The sequence below is a fragment of the Pectobacterium parvum genome (assembly GCF_020971565.1).
Taxonomy (GTDB): Bacteria; Pseudomonadota; Gammaproteobacteria; order Enterobacterales; family Enterobacteriaceae; genus Pectobacterium; species Pectobacterium polare.
The window spans coordinates 2,273,568-2,288,661 of record NZ_CP087392.1; the positions used below are offsets into that span (position 1 = coordinate 2,273,568).

The following is a 15,094-nucleotide window of genomic DNA, read 5'->3' on the forward strand; positions in this document are numbered from 1 at the left end:
AAGGATCAGTTGAACGAGCCAATAGCTGTGTAAGAATCCGGAAATGTTCTTCATTTCCGGATTTTTTTATGCGTATCTCTCAGGCCATCAACCTCGTTTGGTAATCCCCCCGAAAAAGCGGTGTGTTTATAAGTAGAATTTTCTCGTAATCTGAACTGGGGAGATCTCTATGAAAAAATCACGTTTTACTGACAGCCAGATCATGTCCATCCTGAAGCAAGCCGAGGCCGGAACACCTGTGGCCGAACTGTGCCGCGAGCATGGTATGAGCAATGCCAGTTTCTATAAGTGGCGTTCTCGCTTTGGCGGTATGGACGCCTCCATGATGACCCGTCTGAAAGAACTGGAAGACGAAAACCGTCGCCTCAAAAAAATGTATGCTGAAGAACGGCTCAAAGCCGAAATCATTCAGGAGGCCATGGCAAAAAAGTGGTGATGCCATCGTGTCGAAAGCAGATGGCACAGGACGCGGTCAGAAACCGAAACGTCAGTGTGCGTTTTGCCTGCCAGTTGTTTGTTGTCAGCGAAAGCTGTTATCGCTATCAGCCTCATCTGAATGAAGAAAATGACCTCATTGCTGACTGGCTGCTCCGCATCACTGACAGTCAGCGCAACTGGGGATTTGGTCTGTGTTTTTTGTACCTGCGTAATGTCAAAGGCTTCAGGTTCAACCACAAAAGGGTGTACCGGATTTATTGCGAGTTGTCGCTGAACATGCGAATCAAGCCGAAAAAACGACTGAAACGGGATAAACCTGAACCGCTGGCGGTGCCTGAAAACAGAAACGAATGCTGGTCGATGGACGTCATACATGATCAGCTATCGGATGGTCGTTCAGTCCGTTTGCTGAATGTTATTGATGACTTTAATCGTGAAGCACTGGCAATTGAGGTGGATTTTTCCCTGCCCGCCAGTCGGGTAATCAGAACGCTGGAACAACGTATTGAGTGGAAAGGAAAACTGACGGCAATACGGTGTGATAACGGGCCAGAATATACGGGGAAGATGCTGATGTCGTGGGCGGTTCATCAGAATATAACCCTTCGTTTTATTCAGCCCGGCAAACCTCAGCAGAATGCCTATATTGAACGATATAACCGGACGGTGCGTTATGACTGGCTGGCAGAGACTGTAATTAAAATTGTGTAATTGCCTGTTTTTGATATGTTCACTCCAGCAAAGGAGACAGGCAATTATGGACGAAAAGAAACTCAAAGCCCTCGCGGCTGAACTGGCTAAAGGTCTTAAAACCGAAGCCGACCTCAATCAGTTTTCCCGGATGCGATAAACAGCGTCTACCCCCAGACCCATATCCAGCTGTTCATCATCCATATGGTGCGTAACAACCTGAAATACGTATCCTGGGAGGACTACAAAGCGGTCACCAGCGGGCTGAAGGCGGTTTATCAGGCCCCGACCGAAGAGGCGGCACTGATGGCGCTGGATGCGTTCGCGAAAGTCTGGGACGACAAATACCCGCAAATCAGCAAAAGCTGGCGTGCGCACTGGGAAAACCTGAATACGTTCTTCAACTATCCACCGGATATCCGCAAGGCCATCTACACCACAAACGCTATCGAATCGCTGAACAGCGTAATCCGTCAGGCGATAAAGAAACGTAAAGTGTTCCCGACAGATGACTCGGTACGGAAAGTGATTTATCTGGCGATCAGGGATGCGTCGAAAAAATGGAGTATGCCGATCCAGAACTGGCGACTGGCGATGAGTCGTTTTATTATCGAGTTCGGTGACCGCCTGAGCGATCACCTTTAACGACTGGGCAGTTACACAGAATTACTGACAGGCTCTCGAGCTGCGCAAATATGAATCTCATTACTGAGATTCACCCTTTCAGGGCCGTCGTAAGCGACGTTCAAAAGCGTTAGAAACGCTTTTGTCCCTGTCGCGGACGCTTTACCCTTCTATTCCATTATCACCGTTTTCGTTTCGTAAATAGAATTACCCGTATTTTAGAGGCTTTGCATTGAGGCGAAATGAATTATTCTTTCCACAGGATGTGGCAAAGCTTGTGATCTTTTTCCCGGCAAATCAGCACGCGGGCAAAAATATCCGTGATCTGTTCACCGTCTTCTTCGGCCAGCCCAATGACGACTTCGGCAAAAAAGTCAGGATTCAGATCGAAATCAACGTGCTCGACCCAGTCTTCAGCGGGATCGAACAACTCTGCACCGCCTCGCTCTTCGAATTGAAGGTTGAACAGCAGAATATCTGCTGGATCGAGATTATCAGCCGCGAGTTCCAAAAAGATATCGTAGGCCTGTTCCAATGCTTCGTCTTCGGTCAGGCGATTATTCAAATCCATAACGTCATTCCTGTTAATTCCCAATAGCCTTATTAGAACACGGGAAAACGCGTATTTATAGCAGAGGGCTGAAAAAGTAGAACAGCCTCTCGACGATGCGTTGCCAGTAAGGGCGGTTTTGCCACTGCGTCGCGTTTAACAGGCGTGAACGGGCGATATAGTCTTCCTGTACGCAGGCTAAATCGCTGCCGAAGCCGGCATCGTCAATCACCAGCGTAATTTCAAAATTCAGCCACAGGCTGCGCATATCCAGATTCACCGTGCCGACCAGACTGAGCTGTCCATCAACCAGTACGCTTTTGGTGTGCAGCAGTCCATCCTTAAACTGATAAATCTTCACACCTGCGGCAAGCAGTTCTGTGAAGAATGCACGACTGGCCCAGCCGACCAGTACGGAGTCGTTTTTGTGTGGAACAATAATGCTGACATCAACACCGCGCTGGGCGGCGGTACAGATGGCATGTAGCAGATCGTCGCTGGGCACGAAGTAGGGGGTCGTCATGATCAACTGCTTACGTGCCGAATAGACGGATGTAAGCAGCGCTTGATGAATCATCTCTTCCGGGTAACCGGGGCCGGAAGCAATCACCTGAATGGTGTGGCCGCTCTCCTGCTCGAACGGCATGACGTTCACATCCGGCGGCGGCGGAAGCAGGCGTTTTCCCGTCTCCATTTCCCAGTCGCAGCAGTAAATAATCCCCAGCGTAGTCGCTACCGGGCCTTCAATACGTGCCATCAGGTCAATCCATTGCCCGACGCCGGCACCTTGTTTGAAGAAACGCGGGTCGACCATATTCATGCTACCGGTATAGGCAATACGGTTGTCGATCAGGATGATTTTACGGTGTTGTCGCAAATCCATGCGGCGCAGGAAAGCACGAAACAGATTGACTTTCAGGGCTTCGACCACTTCGATCCCGGCGGTGCGCATCAGTTCGGGATGATGTTGGCGGAAAAATTGTACGCTGCCAGCGGAGTCCAGCAGAATGCGGCAATGTACGCCGCGTCGTGCCGCCGCGATCAGGGAAGAAGTGACTTGCTCGACCAGTCCGCCGGGTTGCCAGATATAGAACACCATCTCGATGTTATTACGTGCGAGTTCAATATCACGCACCAACGCTTTAATGGTGTCATCAAACGTGGTTATCAGCTGCAATTGGTTGCCTTTGACACCGCCCACTCCCTGCCGGCGTTCACAAAGCTGAAATAATGCGCTGGCGACTTCGCTGTTTTCCGTCGCGAAAATGCGGCGATACTCCTTCAATTCGCGGAGCCATTTTGCCGTTGATGGCCACATTTTACTGGCGCGTTCAGCTCGACGTTTTCCCAGATGGAGTTCGCCAAACGAAAGATAAGCGACAATACCGACAAGTGGCAGAATATAAATCACCAGCAGCCAGGCCATCGCAGAAGGCACCGCCCGACGTTTCATCAGAATACGTAAGGTCACACTTGCAATCAGCAACCAGTAGCTAAAAACCAGTAACCAACTTATTACGGTATAAAATGTCGACATAAAAGCAGCATCGTTCTCTTCTGCAAGGAATTAACAAAGTGTACGCATAGATTTATAAAAGGGGAAATGCCTTTCCTCTGAATATAGCGCTTACCGCAGTAAAACGTTGGTGGGATGCTACGTCGAGCCGGCTGGGGAAATTGAAGCGACGCCTATCAATCACACATTTGTTGTGTGCTTAATCCGCTTGCAAGGCACTAATGGTTAGACAGCCCAGTATCATTGACGGCCATGCCATCTGATTTCTTCTCTCTATAATGAGAATAAAGACATAAAAAGGCATGTTTGCACAACGATCGATTAACGCCTATTCCTGCAATTTATTTTCCTCTGGCAGATTTCGTTTTTCTACCAAGAGGGCTATACATTAAGAAATACGAAGAAAGGACGATATAATGGAAATAAATAAAATCAACGCTAATAATTCATATAAAAATAATAAGAGCAATATTAATGAAAGAGAAGTGAATGAAAACTGTATGAATACTTTACCTAAACATGGTGCGGGTAATCTTGAAGGGAATATCGTAACAAGCCAATTGGACCATGTTCGACAAACCGTCGATGATGATGAACTCTCAGTTCAACCGTTAAAAATAGAGTATAACGCATATCGATCTGTGAAAAGCTTCAATTCCCGCATTCGCTTTATCGTCATGCATTACACGGCCTTAAATTTTAAGGACTCGGTCAATGCGTTGACAGGCAACAGCGTTAGCGCACATTACCTTGTTCCAGACCCGACCGAACAGTCTTATATTGATGCGGGTTTCAACAATATGCGCGTTTTTAATTTGGTGGATGAAAAAGAAAGAGCGTGGCATGCAGGGAACAGCTCATGGGCTAACCGTACAAATATAAATGACACATCAATTGGTATTGAGATAGTTAATTTAGCATCTGATGATGGTCATGGGAATATTACCTATCCTGCATTCAATGCGGTTCAGGTAAACACCGTAAAAGCGCTAGCTTTAAATATTATCCAACGCTATCCAGATATTACACCTGTCAATATCGTCGGTCATTCGGATATTGCGCCTGGCCGTAAGAACGATCCCGGAGCCGCTTTCCCATGGGAAGAACTTTATGCTAGTGGGATTGGTGCGTGGTTTGACCAACGCACCAAAGAAAAATATGAATCACAATTTCAGCAGGCATTGCCCGCAGAGCGTGAAATTATTTTGAAGCTCAAGGAATATGGCTATGATGTGACCGATGCGGATTCAGACAAAGGGCGACAAGGTCTGATTCGAGCTTTTCAACTTCATTTTCGGCAGAGTGATTACAGTGGGATTATCGATATTGAAACAGCCGCTATTCTTTACGCTTTGGTAGAGAAATATTTTCATAAATAGGCGATTTTATCGGTAATTTGGTTTTTCCCGCGCCCCTCAATTTTAAGGGGAGCGCGTTTATTGATGAGTTAGGGGATAAAGGTAAACGTGATATGTTGGTGATGTAATAGAAAAATCTGTTTTCTAAAAAACAGAAAGGTGATTTGCTTTTTTTATCATTGACGCAAAGCTCATTTCTCTCTAATTTAAATAGACGAATATTTTTTAATATATCATTGATTTATAAGAAATTAATTTAATTATAACAAAAATGGCAACCATAAATAGCCCGGTTATTCCTCAATGCAAAAATGCGATGAAAAGCCTATTTCTGTTCAACATAACAAGTGAAACGGTTCTGTGGAATAGGCTTAACACCCGTTAATGCGAAATCAGCGTTTCCCTACATCAAACAGGCATACGTTTGCTTATGCCGACGATACATTTCTTAAAATAGTCAGTCAGCAGGAGTGAGTCAGGTAATGATTCGGTTAGAAAACGTGAGCGTTGATTTCCTCGCCGGTAAAGCAGCACAGTCCAGGGCGGTAAACAACGTCAACCTGACCATTCAACAGGGTGAAGTTTTTGGGATTGTCGGCACCAGCGGCGCAGGAAAAAGTACGCTGCTGCGGACGATCAATTTATTGCAGCGCCCAACTGAAGGGCGCGTGTTTCTGGGCGATACGCTGATTAGCGATGCGTCCGGCCGCGAACTGCGGCAGCATCGGCAGCGGATCGGGATGATATTCCAGCATTTTAATCTGATGCATACCCGCAACGTGTATGACAACGTGGCGTTCAGCCTGCGTGCTGCGGGGAAGGGTAAAGAAGAGATTGCCTCGCGCGTGCCGGAAATCTTGGCGCTGGTCGGGTTGCAGGACAAAGGGACTGCCTATCCGGCACAGCTGAGCGGCGGACAGAAACAGCGTGTGGGCATCGCCCGCGCCATCGCTAACCATCCCGAAGTGCTGTTGTGTGATGAACCCACCTCGGCGCTGGATCTGGAAACGTCGGCGTCTATTCTGGCGCTCTTGAAAAGTATCAATGTCCGGTTAGGTATCACGATCGTGCTTATTTCCCACGAAATGAGCGTGATTAAAAGTATTTGTCAGCGAATGGCGGTGATGACGGGCGGAAATATTGTGGAAGAGGGCGACGTCTTTACGATCTTCTCCTCACCGCAGCACGCCTACACCAAACAGCTGGTTAGCCATACCAACCCAGTCGAATTACCTGAACGCTTTAAGCAGAATAATAAAGGCGTCTTGCTGAAAATACTCTTCGCTGATGATTCGGTAGAACAACCGATATTATCCGACGTGGCGCAGCAGTTTCAGGTATCGGTCAATATTCTGCACGGCAATATTGAATACATTAACGATCGCGCGCTGGGGCATATTATTGCTCAGATTTCATACCGTGACGATCCGGCGGCGGATAATTTAGCCGCTGCTATTGCTTATATTCGACAGAATACCTTTGGGGTGGAGGTCATCAATGACTGATTTAATCGGTGAATTAATCTTCGCCTTCGGTGAAACCTTCACGATGGTCTGTATTTCAACGCTCTGTGCGGTGATATTCGGCCTGCCGTTAGGTATCGCGATTTATGTGACCGATCGTCATTTATTCTGGCAGAACCGTTTTGTCTATCTGGTCTCGACCATTCTGGTGAATATCATCCGCTCGATTCCGTTTGTGATCCTGCTGGTGCTACTGTTGCCATTAACGCAGCTGCTGCTGGGGAACACAATTGGGCCAGTTGCGGCGGCGGTGCCGATGTCGGTCGCGGCGATTGCCTTTTATGCGCGTCTGGTGGATTCCGCGCTGCGTGAAGTCGATCCGGGCATTGTGGAAGCGGCAGAAGCCTTTGGTGCCAGCCCAACGCGTATCATCGGGACTGTGTTGTTGCCGGAAGCGCTGGCTGGATTGTTACGCGGCCTGACGATCACGCTGGTCAGCCTGATTGGCTACTCGGCGATGGCCGGGATTGTTGGCGGCGGCGGTGTCGGCGATCTGGCGATCCGCTTTGGCTATTACCGCTATGAAACCGAAGTGATGGTGGTGACCGTGATTGCACTGGTGGTGTTGGTGCAGGTCGTGCAAACGCTGGGCGATATGTTATCGCGTCGGGCGAATAAGCGCGAACGCCGCTAAACCACGACAGAATAGGGTATTCAGGGCAGCAGAGAGATGTCATGAAAATAGACAAAATTGTATTAAGAAAAATGAAAATGGCGCTGAAAACGCCATTTACGACCAGCTTTGCGACGCAGACGGAGAAACACTTCTCCATCGCGGAAGTCCACGCTGGCGGACAGATTGGTTACGGCGATTGCTCGGCAATTTCGCTGCCGTTTTATAACGAAGAAACCAACGTCACCGCCTGGCATATTATGCGTGACTTCCTGATCCCGATGATTAAGCAGGCTGGGGATATTGAACATCCTTCGCAGGTGCGCGATATTTTCGCCCCGGTAAAGCGTAATAACTGCGCTAAAGCGGCAATCGAAGGCGGTATTTGGGATGCTTACGCGAAGATAAAAGGCGTACCGCTGCATCAATTACTGGGCGGCGTGCGAAATAAAGTCGAAGCGGGAGTGAGTATTGGTATTCAGGAAACGCCCGATAAATTAGTCAGCGTGGTCGATAATTTCCTGAATGAAGGCTACAAGCGCATCAAAATAAAGATCAAGCCGGGAAAAGATTACGACTATATTCTGGCGCTGCGTCAGGCATTTGGTGATATCACGCTGATGGTGGATGCCAATTCCGCCTACACGCTGGACGATATCGATTTCTTTAAGCGTATTGATCAATTCAACCTGTTGATGATCGAGCAGCCGCTGGCGCACGACGACATTATCGACCACCGCAAACTTCAGGCGGCGGTGAATACCCCTATCTGTCTGGATGAAAGCATTGCGTCGGTAGAGGACGCGCGTAAGGCGATCGAGCTGGGCAGCGCCAAAATCATCAATATTAAAGTCGCGCGTGTCGGCGGGATTACTGAAACCAAGCTGATTCATGACTACTGTCAGGCCCACAATATTCCGGTGTGGTGCGGCGGTATGCTGGATACGGCGGTCGGTAAAGCACACAACATTGCGGTATCTACGCTGTCGAACTTTATCTACGCGCACGATATTCCGCCATCTTCCCGCTACTGGCATGAAGATTTCATGCTGCCGTTTGTCGAATTAGACAACGACAGCTGCGTCGCAGTGCCAAATAAACCGGGAATCGGCTTCGAGATTAACCCTGAACTGTACGACAAATATTGCTACGGACAGGAAACCTTCTTGTTTTAACTGATTATTAAATAATCCTTTTTTAGTAACCTTTTTTTAGTAAAACATGTGAGCAGTAAAGCGTTATCCAACACCAGGGAATAACGTTATAAAAATAGAGAAAAATAATGAGCGATGTTGCATCGCGCGTAAGAGGATGGATTTAGGGAGAAACACGGTGATTAGGTTCCCTCAGGGATGCCTCGCACCGTGGTCGCTCCCGGTATCTCGATCTTAACCGTGGCGACAGACGCCCAACATAACGAGAATGCCGTTAGCAAAACGGCGAAGACTGACTAACTCGGACAGACAGGAACGCGACGATGCGATTGAAAAAACTCATTCCACTCATGCTGGCATTGGGCATCTCTCAGGCCTACGCAGCAGATTCAGGCAAAGAAATCACCATCGGCGTCTCGCCGGGGCCGTATGGCGATATGGTCACGAAAGCGATCAAGCCGGAAATGGTGAAAAAAGGCTACGAGGTAAAAGTGCGCGAATTCAGCGACTATATCCAGCCGAATCTGGCGCTGTCGAACAGCAGTATCGACGCCAACCTGTTCCAAAACCGCCGCTATCTTGATCGTTTCAGCGCGGATAAAGGGTTGAAACTGGCAGAAGTGATTTCCGTACCGACAGCCAGCATGGGCTTTTACTCCAACAAAGTACGCTTGTTGGATGAGCTGAAAGCGGGCGATATCGTGACGCTGCCAAACGATCCGTCCAATCTGGCACGTTCGCTGGATTTCCTGCAAAAATACGGCCTGATCAAGATCAATCCAGACATTACGCCGACTAAAGCCTCGCTGCGTGATATCACCGAAAACCCGAAAGGGTTGGTCTTTAAACCGCTGGAAGCCGCACAACTACCGCGTGCTTTGGGTGGCGTAACGGGCTCGCTGATTAACGCCAACTTCGCGATTTCTGCGGGTCTGAACCTGTCTGACGCGATTCAACTGGATGTGCTGCCGGAAGATCTGAAAAACATGATCGTTGTGCGTGCGGAAGATGCCGACAAACCGTTTGCTCAGGATCTGAAAGCGGCCGTTCAATCCTCGGAATTCGCGGCGTTCTTTGAGGATAAAAACTCCATGTTCCACGCGTTCCAAAAGCCTGAGTGGATGAAGAAAGGCACGCAATCCGAGTAAACGATTCCCGAACCAATTGACGCTATTGCTCGATATTACTATGGTAGTTATTACTCTAGTAATGTCGGGCATTTTTATGGGGCAAGCATGGGACAAAAAAGGATTTTTGTTGAGTGCCACTACGATAAATCTCATAGAAAATCAGGCATAACCGATCAACAGTTACGTGATATTGCGGTAGACATTATTGATCATCCAGATAAAGGAGGCCTCGGTGGCGGTGTTTATAAAAAGCGGGAGGCTACCAGTCTGGGTAAACGTGGCGGTGCTTGGCTTATCATCGAGAAGGTAAGGTGTTTTTTTTTGATGGATGGGAGAGAAACACGGTATCAACGCGTGGGAAAGAAATTCCCGATGATGTATTGGCGGCTTTTAAAATTGCGTCAACGGTGTTTAAAAATAAATCAGCTGCCGATCTCGAAATAGACCTTAAAAACAAAGAGCTTGTTGAGGTGATAAATGGTTGATAAGCGCTGTATTAAATATACAGAGTATGATTCAGCGTCAACATGCCGCAGGTACGGCCAGTGACGTCGATCTTGACGCTATCAATCGCTTGGTAGCGGAAAGTCAAAAAACAGAATCACGTGCCAGCATGGACGCGAGCAGAGTGCGGGCCATCCGTGAGCGTGAAAAAATTAGTCAAAGCCAACTAGCTGGCATCATTAATATGTCGGCTAACAGCGTTCAGAAATGGGAACGTGGAGTAAGTGCACCAACGGGTGCGGCGTTACGAATACTGGAGGTCATCGAGAGAAAAGGCTTAAATGCTATTCTTTGATGATACAGTTACGAAAGATAAATGGTTGTTTCATTGCTATACACAAAAGTGGCCGTTTGATACGGCCACTTTTGTGTATAGCAATGAACTCAGGTTCTAAACATCACTCATGACGCGCATATTCCAAGTGTTTTTCTAATAGCGTATGCCCTTGCTCCCCCAGTTCCCAGAACATACCGGTCATGATCGCTAACCCTTCGCGGGCGACAGATTTCAGCAGATGTTCGTTGACCGCGTGCTGGCCGCATGCCGGATAAGAGTGGGGGATCCACAGCGTCGGCAGGCCGAGGATGTCGGCGAAAACGTCATTAGGTAGCGATCCGCCCAAATTCGGTAACAACGCGGGCTGTTTGCCGCTGATGTGCTGCATCAGTGCCAGCGTCCAGTTCACCAGCGGATCTTCGGGGTTAAAGCGCGTCGCCGGAGATGTGTTAAGCACCTCAACGTCCACCTGCGTAAAGCCGTGCTGGTCGAGGTGTTGACGCACATGTTGCGCCAGATGCTGCCAGTCGGTGCCGACCACAAAGCGCAGTTGGCAAATCGCCGTCGCGTCGGCGGGAATCGCGTTCACCGGTTTGCTCGGGTTGCCGGTAATAAACGACAGCACTTCCAGCGTGTTCCAGCCAAATAGCCGTTCGGCAGGCGTGAGACCGTCTTCGCCCCAGTTTTCATCAATCGCCGGATCGCCCTCGCTGCCTGCGGGGGCGATTGTGCTGAGGATTTCGCGCAGCGCTGGCGTTAACGGTGGTGGCAGCAGGGCGTCGATCTTCATCCGTCCTTGTCCATCAACCAGACTTGCTACGGCGTTCGCCAACTGAGTGCCCGGATTGCTCAGCAGGCCGCCCCAGTTGCCAGAGTGGTATGCCTGATCGCGCGCCTGGATGCGCAAACGGAAATTGATGCAGCCGCGAGAGCCGAGGAACAGCGTCGGGCGCTCTGCGCTGAGGCGCGGCCCGTCGGAGGCGATAAAGATATCGGCCGCCAGTGCCTGCTTGTGCTGTTGGCACAGCTCAGCTAGTCCCGGTGAGCCAATTTCTTCACCCATCTCGAACAGCAGTTTGCAGTTGAAGCCTAAACGCTGTCCGCGAGCCTGAAACACCTGCTCCAGTGCCATCAGGTTGATGCTGTGCTGACCTTTGTTATCGGCGCTGCCGCGTCCGTACCAGTGGTCACCTTCTTCCACCAACTCCCACGGTTTGAGCCCGTCGCGCCAGTTTTCTTCATCACCGAAAACCACGTCGCCGTGGCCGTAAGACAGCACGGTCGGCAGGCTAAGATCTTCAATGCGTTCGGCCAGCAGAAAAGGGGGATAACGCTCATCTGGCGAGGCAATCAGCCTTACGCTGAACCTCATCGCCTGCAAGGCGGGCTGGATCTCGTCCGTCAGATAGCGGTTCAGCGCGGGATGGTTACCGGCTTTCTGGCTCTCGCTGGCGTGGGCAATACGCCGGGCCAGTGTCTGTTTAAATTCTCCGCGATCGAAACGCTCACAGGCGATACGAATAAGGTCTGCGCTGGTCATGCCTTTCCTTGCTGGATAATGTGTCGAAGTTACCGATATTTAAAGAAAAAATGAGCTTTGCAACAATAATAAAAATTGCAATTAAGCTTTGCTTTTAATATAAACCTGCGAATCCCCCGCGATGTCTGAAAGGAACGCCGCCATGCACAGCTCCGAGATTCGTTATTTTCTGGTGGTTGCCACCACCGGTTCGCTCAGCGCCGCCAGTCAGCACCTGTTTGTCGCCGTATCTGCGATCAGTCGCCAAATCCAGCGGCTGGAAGAACGCATAGGCGTGCCGCTGTTCGAGCGTCATGCGCGCGGCATGGTGTTAAACGATGCCGGACGCATTCTGGAAAATCACGTGCGCAAGAGCATGATGGACATGGATGCTGCCGTGGCGGAGATTCAGGGGCTGAAAGCCAGCCGCCGGGCGCTGCTGCGTATCGGCTGCACGGAGGGGATGGCGTTTGATCTGCTGCCGACGCTATTTGCGCGTTTTCGTCAGCATGATCCGGATACCACCTTTGCACTGAAAGTGGACTCGGCGATGCAGGTGTCCCAGATGATCCGCAATGGCGAAGTGGATATTGCGCTCCAGTTTGCGCTAGCGCCCGAGCAGGGCGTGAATGTGGAACTGGCGCTCCCTGCGCCGCTGATGCTGCTGATGTCTGACGATCACCCGCTGGCGCAGCAGTCTATTCAACTGGCGGATCTGCATCCTTTCCCGCTGGCCTTGCCGGAATCCTCTACCACGTTACGGCAGCTGTTTGACCTATCATGCCGCATGAACGGTACCTTTCTGGAACCGACGCTGTGCTGCAACAACTTCACCACGCTTTATTACTATGCGATGAGCACGCCGGGGGCAGTCACCGCCTGTAGTTTCTATTCCGTGATGTACAAGTGCTTACAGCAACCGATGTGCCTGAAACCGCTGAATATTAAGCAGCTTGACCAGCGCTCGCTTCAAATCCAAACGCTGGCAGGCAAAGCGCATGCGCCGCAGCAACAGGCTTTCCTTGATTTCATGATGGCGGAGCTGCGTCAGGGGGAAGTGTATTACCTGAGTCAGGTGGCTACGGATACGGTTTGATACTGTTTATTGCTATCGCTGGCTAGGAGAAATACGGGGATGAGGTTCCCGTAGGGATGCCTCGCCCCGTGGTCGCTCTGGATATCTCGATCTTTCCCCAGCGATTTTATGTCTTTGTTTCGCCTTCACTCCATCTCAGTAATGTCGCACTTTTGCTCGTCTTCGAGCTGGCGCAGAACGCGATACACTTGCGCTACGGCCTGAGGTGTTTCGCGCGGAATGTAGTGGCCTTCTGGCGAGGTGCGATACAGCGTACGGGTCAGCCAGATGAAGCGAATCACTGGAATGTTCGCTTTTTGCGCCTGTGCGATAAGTTCCCGCACCGTGCTGTCTTCCCCCTTAAACAAGATGCGTGGTAACGGCGTTTTGCCGAGGCTATAGTAAAGACCCACCGCATAGTGCGTCGGGTACCAGTAGCATATCAGCGTTTTCTATTTTGGTTTTGGGGCGCAGGGCGGCAGGTTCGTTCATCAGTTCGTGTGCCAGCGATTTACGGTGACCTTTCATATGCGGATCGCCTTCGGAATCCTTACGCTCGTTGCGTAAATCCTCGTGGCTCATACGCTGCTGCTTGAGGAAGAAATACGTTTGCAGACCGAAATCCAGTGCGGGCAATGCGCATCAGCAGCGCTTTAACCCTTTGCTTGACCACACGATTGCCGAGCTGCTGGTGTTTTCCAATTATACGGGGGGTGACAGAGCCGCGCACGATGTGCTGATGGTCCAAATTATGATTATGTTTGCGCAGGGGATGGGCATCAGCGCCATCGCCAATGAGCTGGCTATCAGCAATAAAACGGTCAGCACTCATAAAGCGCGTCCGATGGAGAAAATACAGTTCAGTACCAATGTGGAAATTGTGAAGTATGTTGTTAGTGAGAAGCTCATTCCCTAGTAATCATTATCACTACGAATGTTTAACGAGTTTGGTTTTTCCTCAGTGATGTCGAATGCCATTGGGTCGCTTTTCTGGATGTGTGATCTTACCCACGTAATGTGGACACTGCGCCAAGTGAAAACGTGGTTTTTTATCTTTAATATCAATTGGTTATTTAATTTAAGGCGACTAAAGAAATCGTATTCAGTCTTTTTTGCTTCAAAAAATCAATACGAGAAATAATGTATCTAGCCTTCCATGTCTTTGGCTTACTCCGCATTTTGTATGTGCGCATAAAATAGTACAGGTGGAATCTCATATGACCACTGTTTTTCTGGTGTACCGGTTGCCGATTTTTGCCAATTAAGGTGTTGAGATGAGATGAATTTCGTCTCTGTGGGCCTTTATAAAGGTTTTTTAAAATAAATGCTTGCTAAAGATATTGATACATGAGTTAATGACTCGTCGGTTTGATTCGCAGACGTGAAAAGCAGTTTAGTAAAGCAGTTCTCATTTCAAAGTGTTATCCATAGATATCCCTTCTTTTGAGCCTCCTTATCGTTGCTAATTAAATTCTGTGCACAGGCCCTATTTGCCGGAAGGCGCTATACAAATTAAGGTAATTTCTATGTCTAATAAAATGACTGGTTTAGTAAAATGGTTTGACGCTGGTAAAGGTTTTGGTTTCATTACTCCTGACAACGGCAGCAAAGATGTATTCGTACATTTCTCTGCTATTCAGAGCAACGATTTCAAAACTCTGGACGAAGGCCAAAAGGTTGAGTTCACCATTGAAAATGGCCAGAAAGGCCCATCAGCTGGCAACGTTGTCGCGCTGTAATAGCCGCGCCATGATAGCCAAGTGAGCTAATGTTTCTCTTGCGATAGCGATGATGGTTTAATCCGGAGCGGTCAAGAAAAGCACTCAGAACCCCTAGCGTAAAGCTAGGGGTTTTTGTTTATATCGCATCGTGATTTACTGCGTTTTTTATATTTCGATCTCAGCAACTCGTATTGCTTCATACCTAATCGTCCGTAAGTGTTCGGCTTAATGAGCTACTGCATAGCGAACGGACATAGTTATTATCCCTCTATTATAAAAATATCTTTTGTCGCGATCCAATCGATGAAAATGTGGCTATTTTCTCAACGGTAAGCCAATGCTTTTTTCTCTGAAATGAATTTTCGGTATTTATTTGATGATCAAAGCTAAAAATAGATACTT

The 15,094-nt window shown here is 49.0% G+C and carries 13 protein-coding genes and 3 pseudogenes; 12 read left to right on the plus strand and 4 right to left on the minus strand.

From position 1 onward, the window contains the following. Nucleotides 1–169: 169 nt before the first annotated feature. Nucleotides 170–1,128: pseudogene (locus tag LOZ86_RS10305) on the plus strand (IS3 family transposase); the annotation flags it as partial. A gap of 144 nt (nucleotides 1,129–1,272) precedes the next feature. Further along, a pseudogene (locus LOZ86_RS10310) lies at nucleotides 1,273–1,773 on the plus strand (IS256 family transposase); the annotation flags it as partial. 226 nt (nucleotides 1,774–1,999) lie between these two features. Here the strand turns inward: LOZ86_RS10310 and LOZ86_RS10315 are convergent. Both LOZ86_RS10315 and cls read right to left on the minus strand, forming a co-directional pair. Beyond that, nucleotides 2,000–2,323, minus strand: a complete 324-nt coding sequence (locus LOZ86_RS10315) for an HI1450 family dsDNA-mimic protein (RefSeq protein WP_039480014.1) — start codon at nucleotides 2,321–2,323, stop codon at nucleotides 2,000–2,002. A gap of 55 nt (nucleotides 2,324–2,378) precedes the next feature. Beyond that, a complete protein-coding gene (gene cls, locus LOZ86_RS10320; protein WP_111778707.1) occupies nucleotides 2,379–3,839 on the minus strand; it encodes a cardiolipin synthase in 1,461 nt (486 codons plus the stop codon). Nucleotides 3,840–4,234: 395 nt separating this feature from the next. Here cls and LOZ86_RS10325 point away from each other — a divergent pair, with 395 nt between their 5' ends. The 7 genes from LOZ86_RS10325 to LOZ86_RS10355 all read left to right on the plus strand — a co-directional run bounded on the left by LOZ86_RS10325 (nucleotide 4,235) and on the right by LOZ86_RS10355 (nucleotide 10,395). Next, nucleotides 4,235–5,197, plus strand: coding sequence for an N-acetylmuramoyl-L-alanine amidase (locus LOZ86_RS10325; protein WP_230243136.1), 963 nt, complete (start codon nucleotides 4,235–4,237; stop codon nucleotides 5,195–5,197). 461 nt (nucleotides 5,198–5,658) lie between these two features. Next, on the plus strand, nucleotides 5,659–6,681 hold the full coding sequence (locus tag LOZ86_RS10330) for a methionine ABC transporter ATP-binding protein (RefSeq protein ID WP_039480018.1): 1,023 nt from the start codon (nucleotides 5,659–5,661) through the stop codon (nucleotides 6,679–6,681). Beyond that, nucleotides 6,674–7,333, plus strand: coding sequence for a methionine ABC transporter permease (locus LOZ86_RS10335; RefSeq protein ID WP_039480020.1), 660 nt, complete (start codon nucleotides 6,674–6,676; stop codon nucleotides 7,331–7,333). Before LOZ86_RS10330 ends, LOZ86_RS10335 begins: the two co-directional genes overlap by 8 nt. A 41-nt stretch (nucleotides 7,334–7,374) precedes the next feature. After that, entirely contained in the window at nucleotides 7,375–8,487 is a 1,113-nt protein-coding gene (gene menC / locus LOZ86_RS10340) for an o-succinylbenzoate synthase (protein WP_039480022.1), read from the plus strand. A 302-nt stretch (nucleotides 8,488–8,789) separates the two neighbouring features. Next, on the plus strand, nucleotides 8,790–9,614 hold the full coding sequence (locus LOZ86_RS10345; protein WP_039480024.1) for a MetQ/NlpA family ABC transporter substrate-binding protein: 825 nt from the start codon (nucleotides 8,790–8,792) through the stop codon (nucleotides 9,612–9,614). A gap of 87 nt (nucleotides 9,615–9,701) precedes the next feature. Beyond that, entirely contained in the window at nucleotides 9,702–10,040 is a 339-nt protein-coding gene (locus LOZ86_RS10350; RefSeq protein WP_039480026.1) for a type II toxin-antitoxin system RelE/ParE family toxin, read from the plus strand. Between the two features lie 67 nt (nucleotides 10,041–10,107). Continuing rightward, nucleotides 10,108–10,395, plus strand: coding sequence for a helix-turn-helix domain-containing protein (locus tag LOZ86_RS10355; protein ID WP_039481503.1), 288 nt, complete (start codon nucleotides 10,108–10,110; stop codon nucleotides 10,393–10,395). Nucleotides 10,396–10,498: 103 nt separating this feature from the next. Here LOZ86_RS10355 and LOZ86_RS10360 read toward each other — a convergent pair whose 3' ends face one another. Beyond that, complete coding sequence (locus LOZ86_RS10360) at nucleotides 10,499–11,917, minus strand: M20 family metallopeptidase (protein ID WP_111778705.1); 1,419 nt, start codon at nucleotides 11,915–11,917, stop codon at nucleotides 10,499–10,501. Nucleotides 11,918–12,059: 142 nt separating this feature from the next. On the opposite strand from LOZ86_RS10360, the gene LOZ86_RS10365 reads away from it, so the two are divergent. Then, on the plus strand, nucleotides 12,060–12,992 hold the full coding sequence (locus tag LOZ86_RS10365) for a LysR family transcriptional regulator (protein WP_111778704.1): 933 nt from the start codon (nucleotides 12,060–12,062) through the stop codon (nucleotides 12,990–12,992). Between the two features lie 125 nt (nucleotides 12,993–13,117). Here the strand turns inward: LOZ86_RS10365 and LOZ86_RS10370 are convergent. Next, nucleotides 13,118–13,607: pseudogene (locus tag LOZ86_RS10370) on the minus strand (EscU/YscU/HrcU family type III secretion system export apparatus switch protein); the annotation flags it as partial. 136 nt (nucleotides 13,608–13,743) lie between these two features. Here LOZ86_RS10370 and LOZ86_RS10375 point away from each other — a divergent pair. Further along, nucleotides 13,744–13,887, plus strand: a complete 144-nt coding sequence (locus LOZ86_RS10375) for a LuxR C-terminal-related transcriptional regulator (protein WP_230243157.1) — start codon at nucleotides 13,744–13,746, stop codon at nucleotides 13,885–13,887. Between the two features lie 610 nt (nucleotides 13,888–14,497). Beyond that, nucleotides 14,498–14,710, plus strand: coding sequence for a transcription antiterminator/RNA stability regulator CspE (gene cspE, locus LOZ86_RS10380; protein ID WP_005967874.1), 213 nt, complete (start codon nucleotides 14,498–14,500; stop codon nucleotides 14,708–14,710). Nucleotides 14,711–15,094 lie beyond the last annotated feature (384 nt).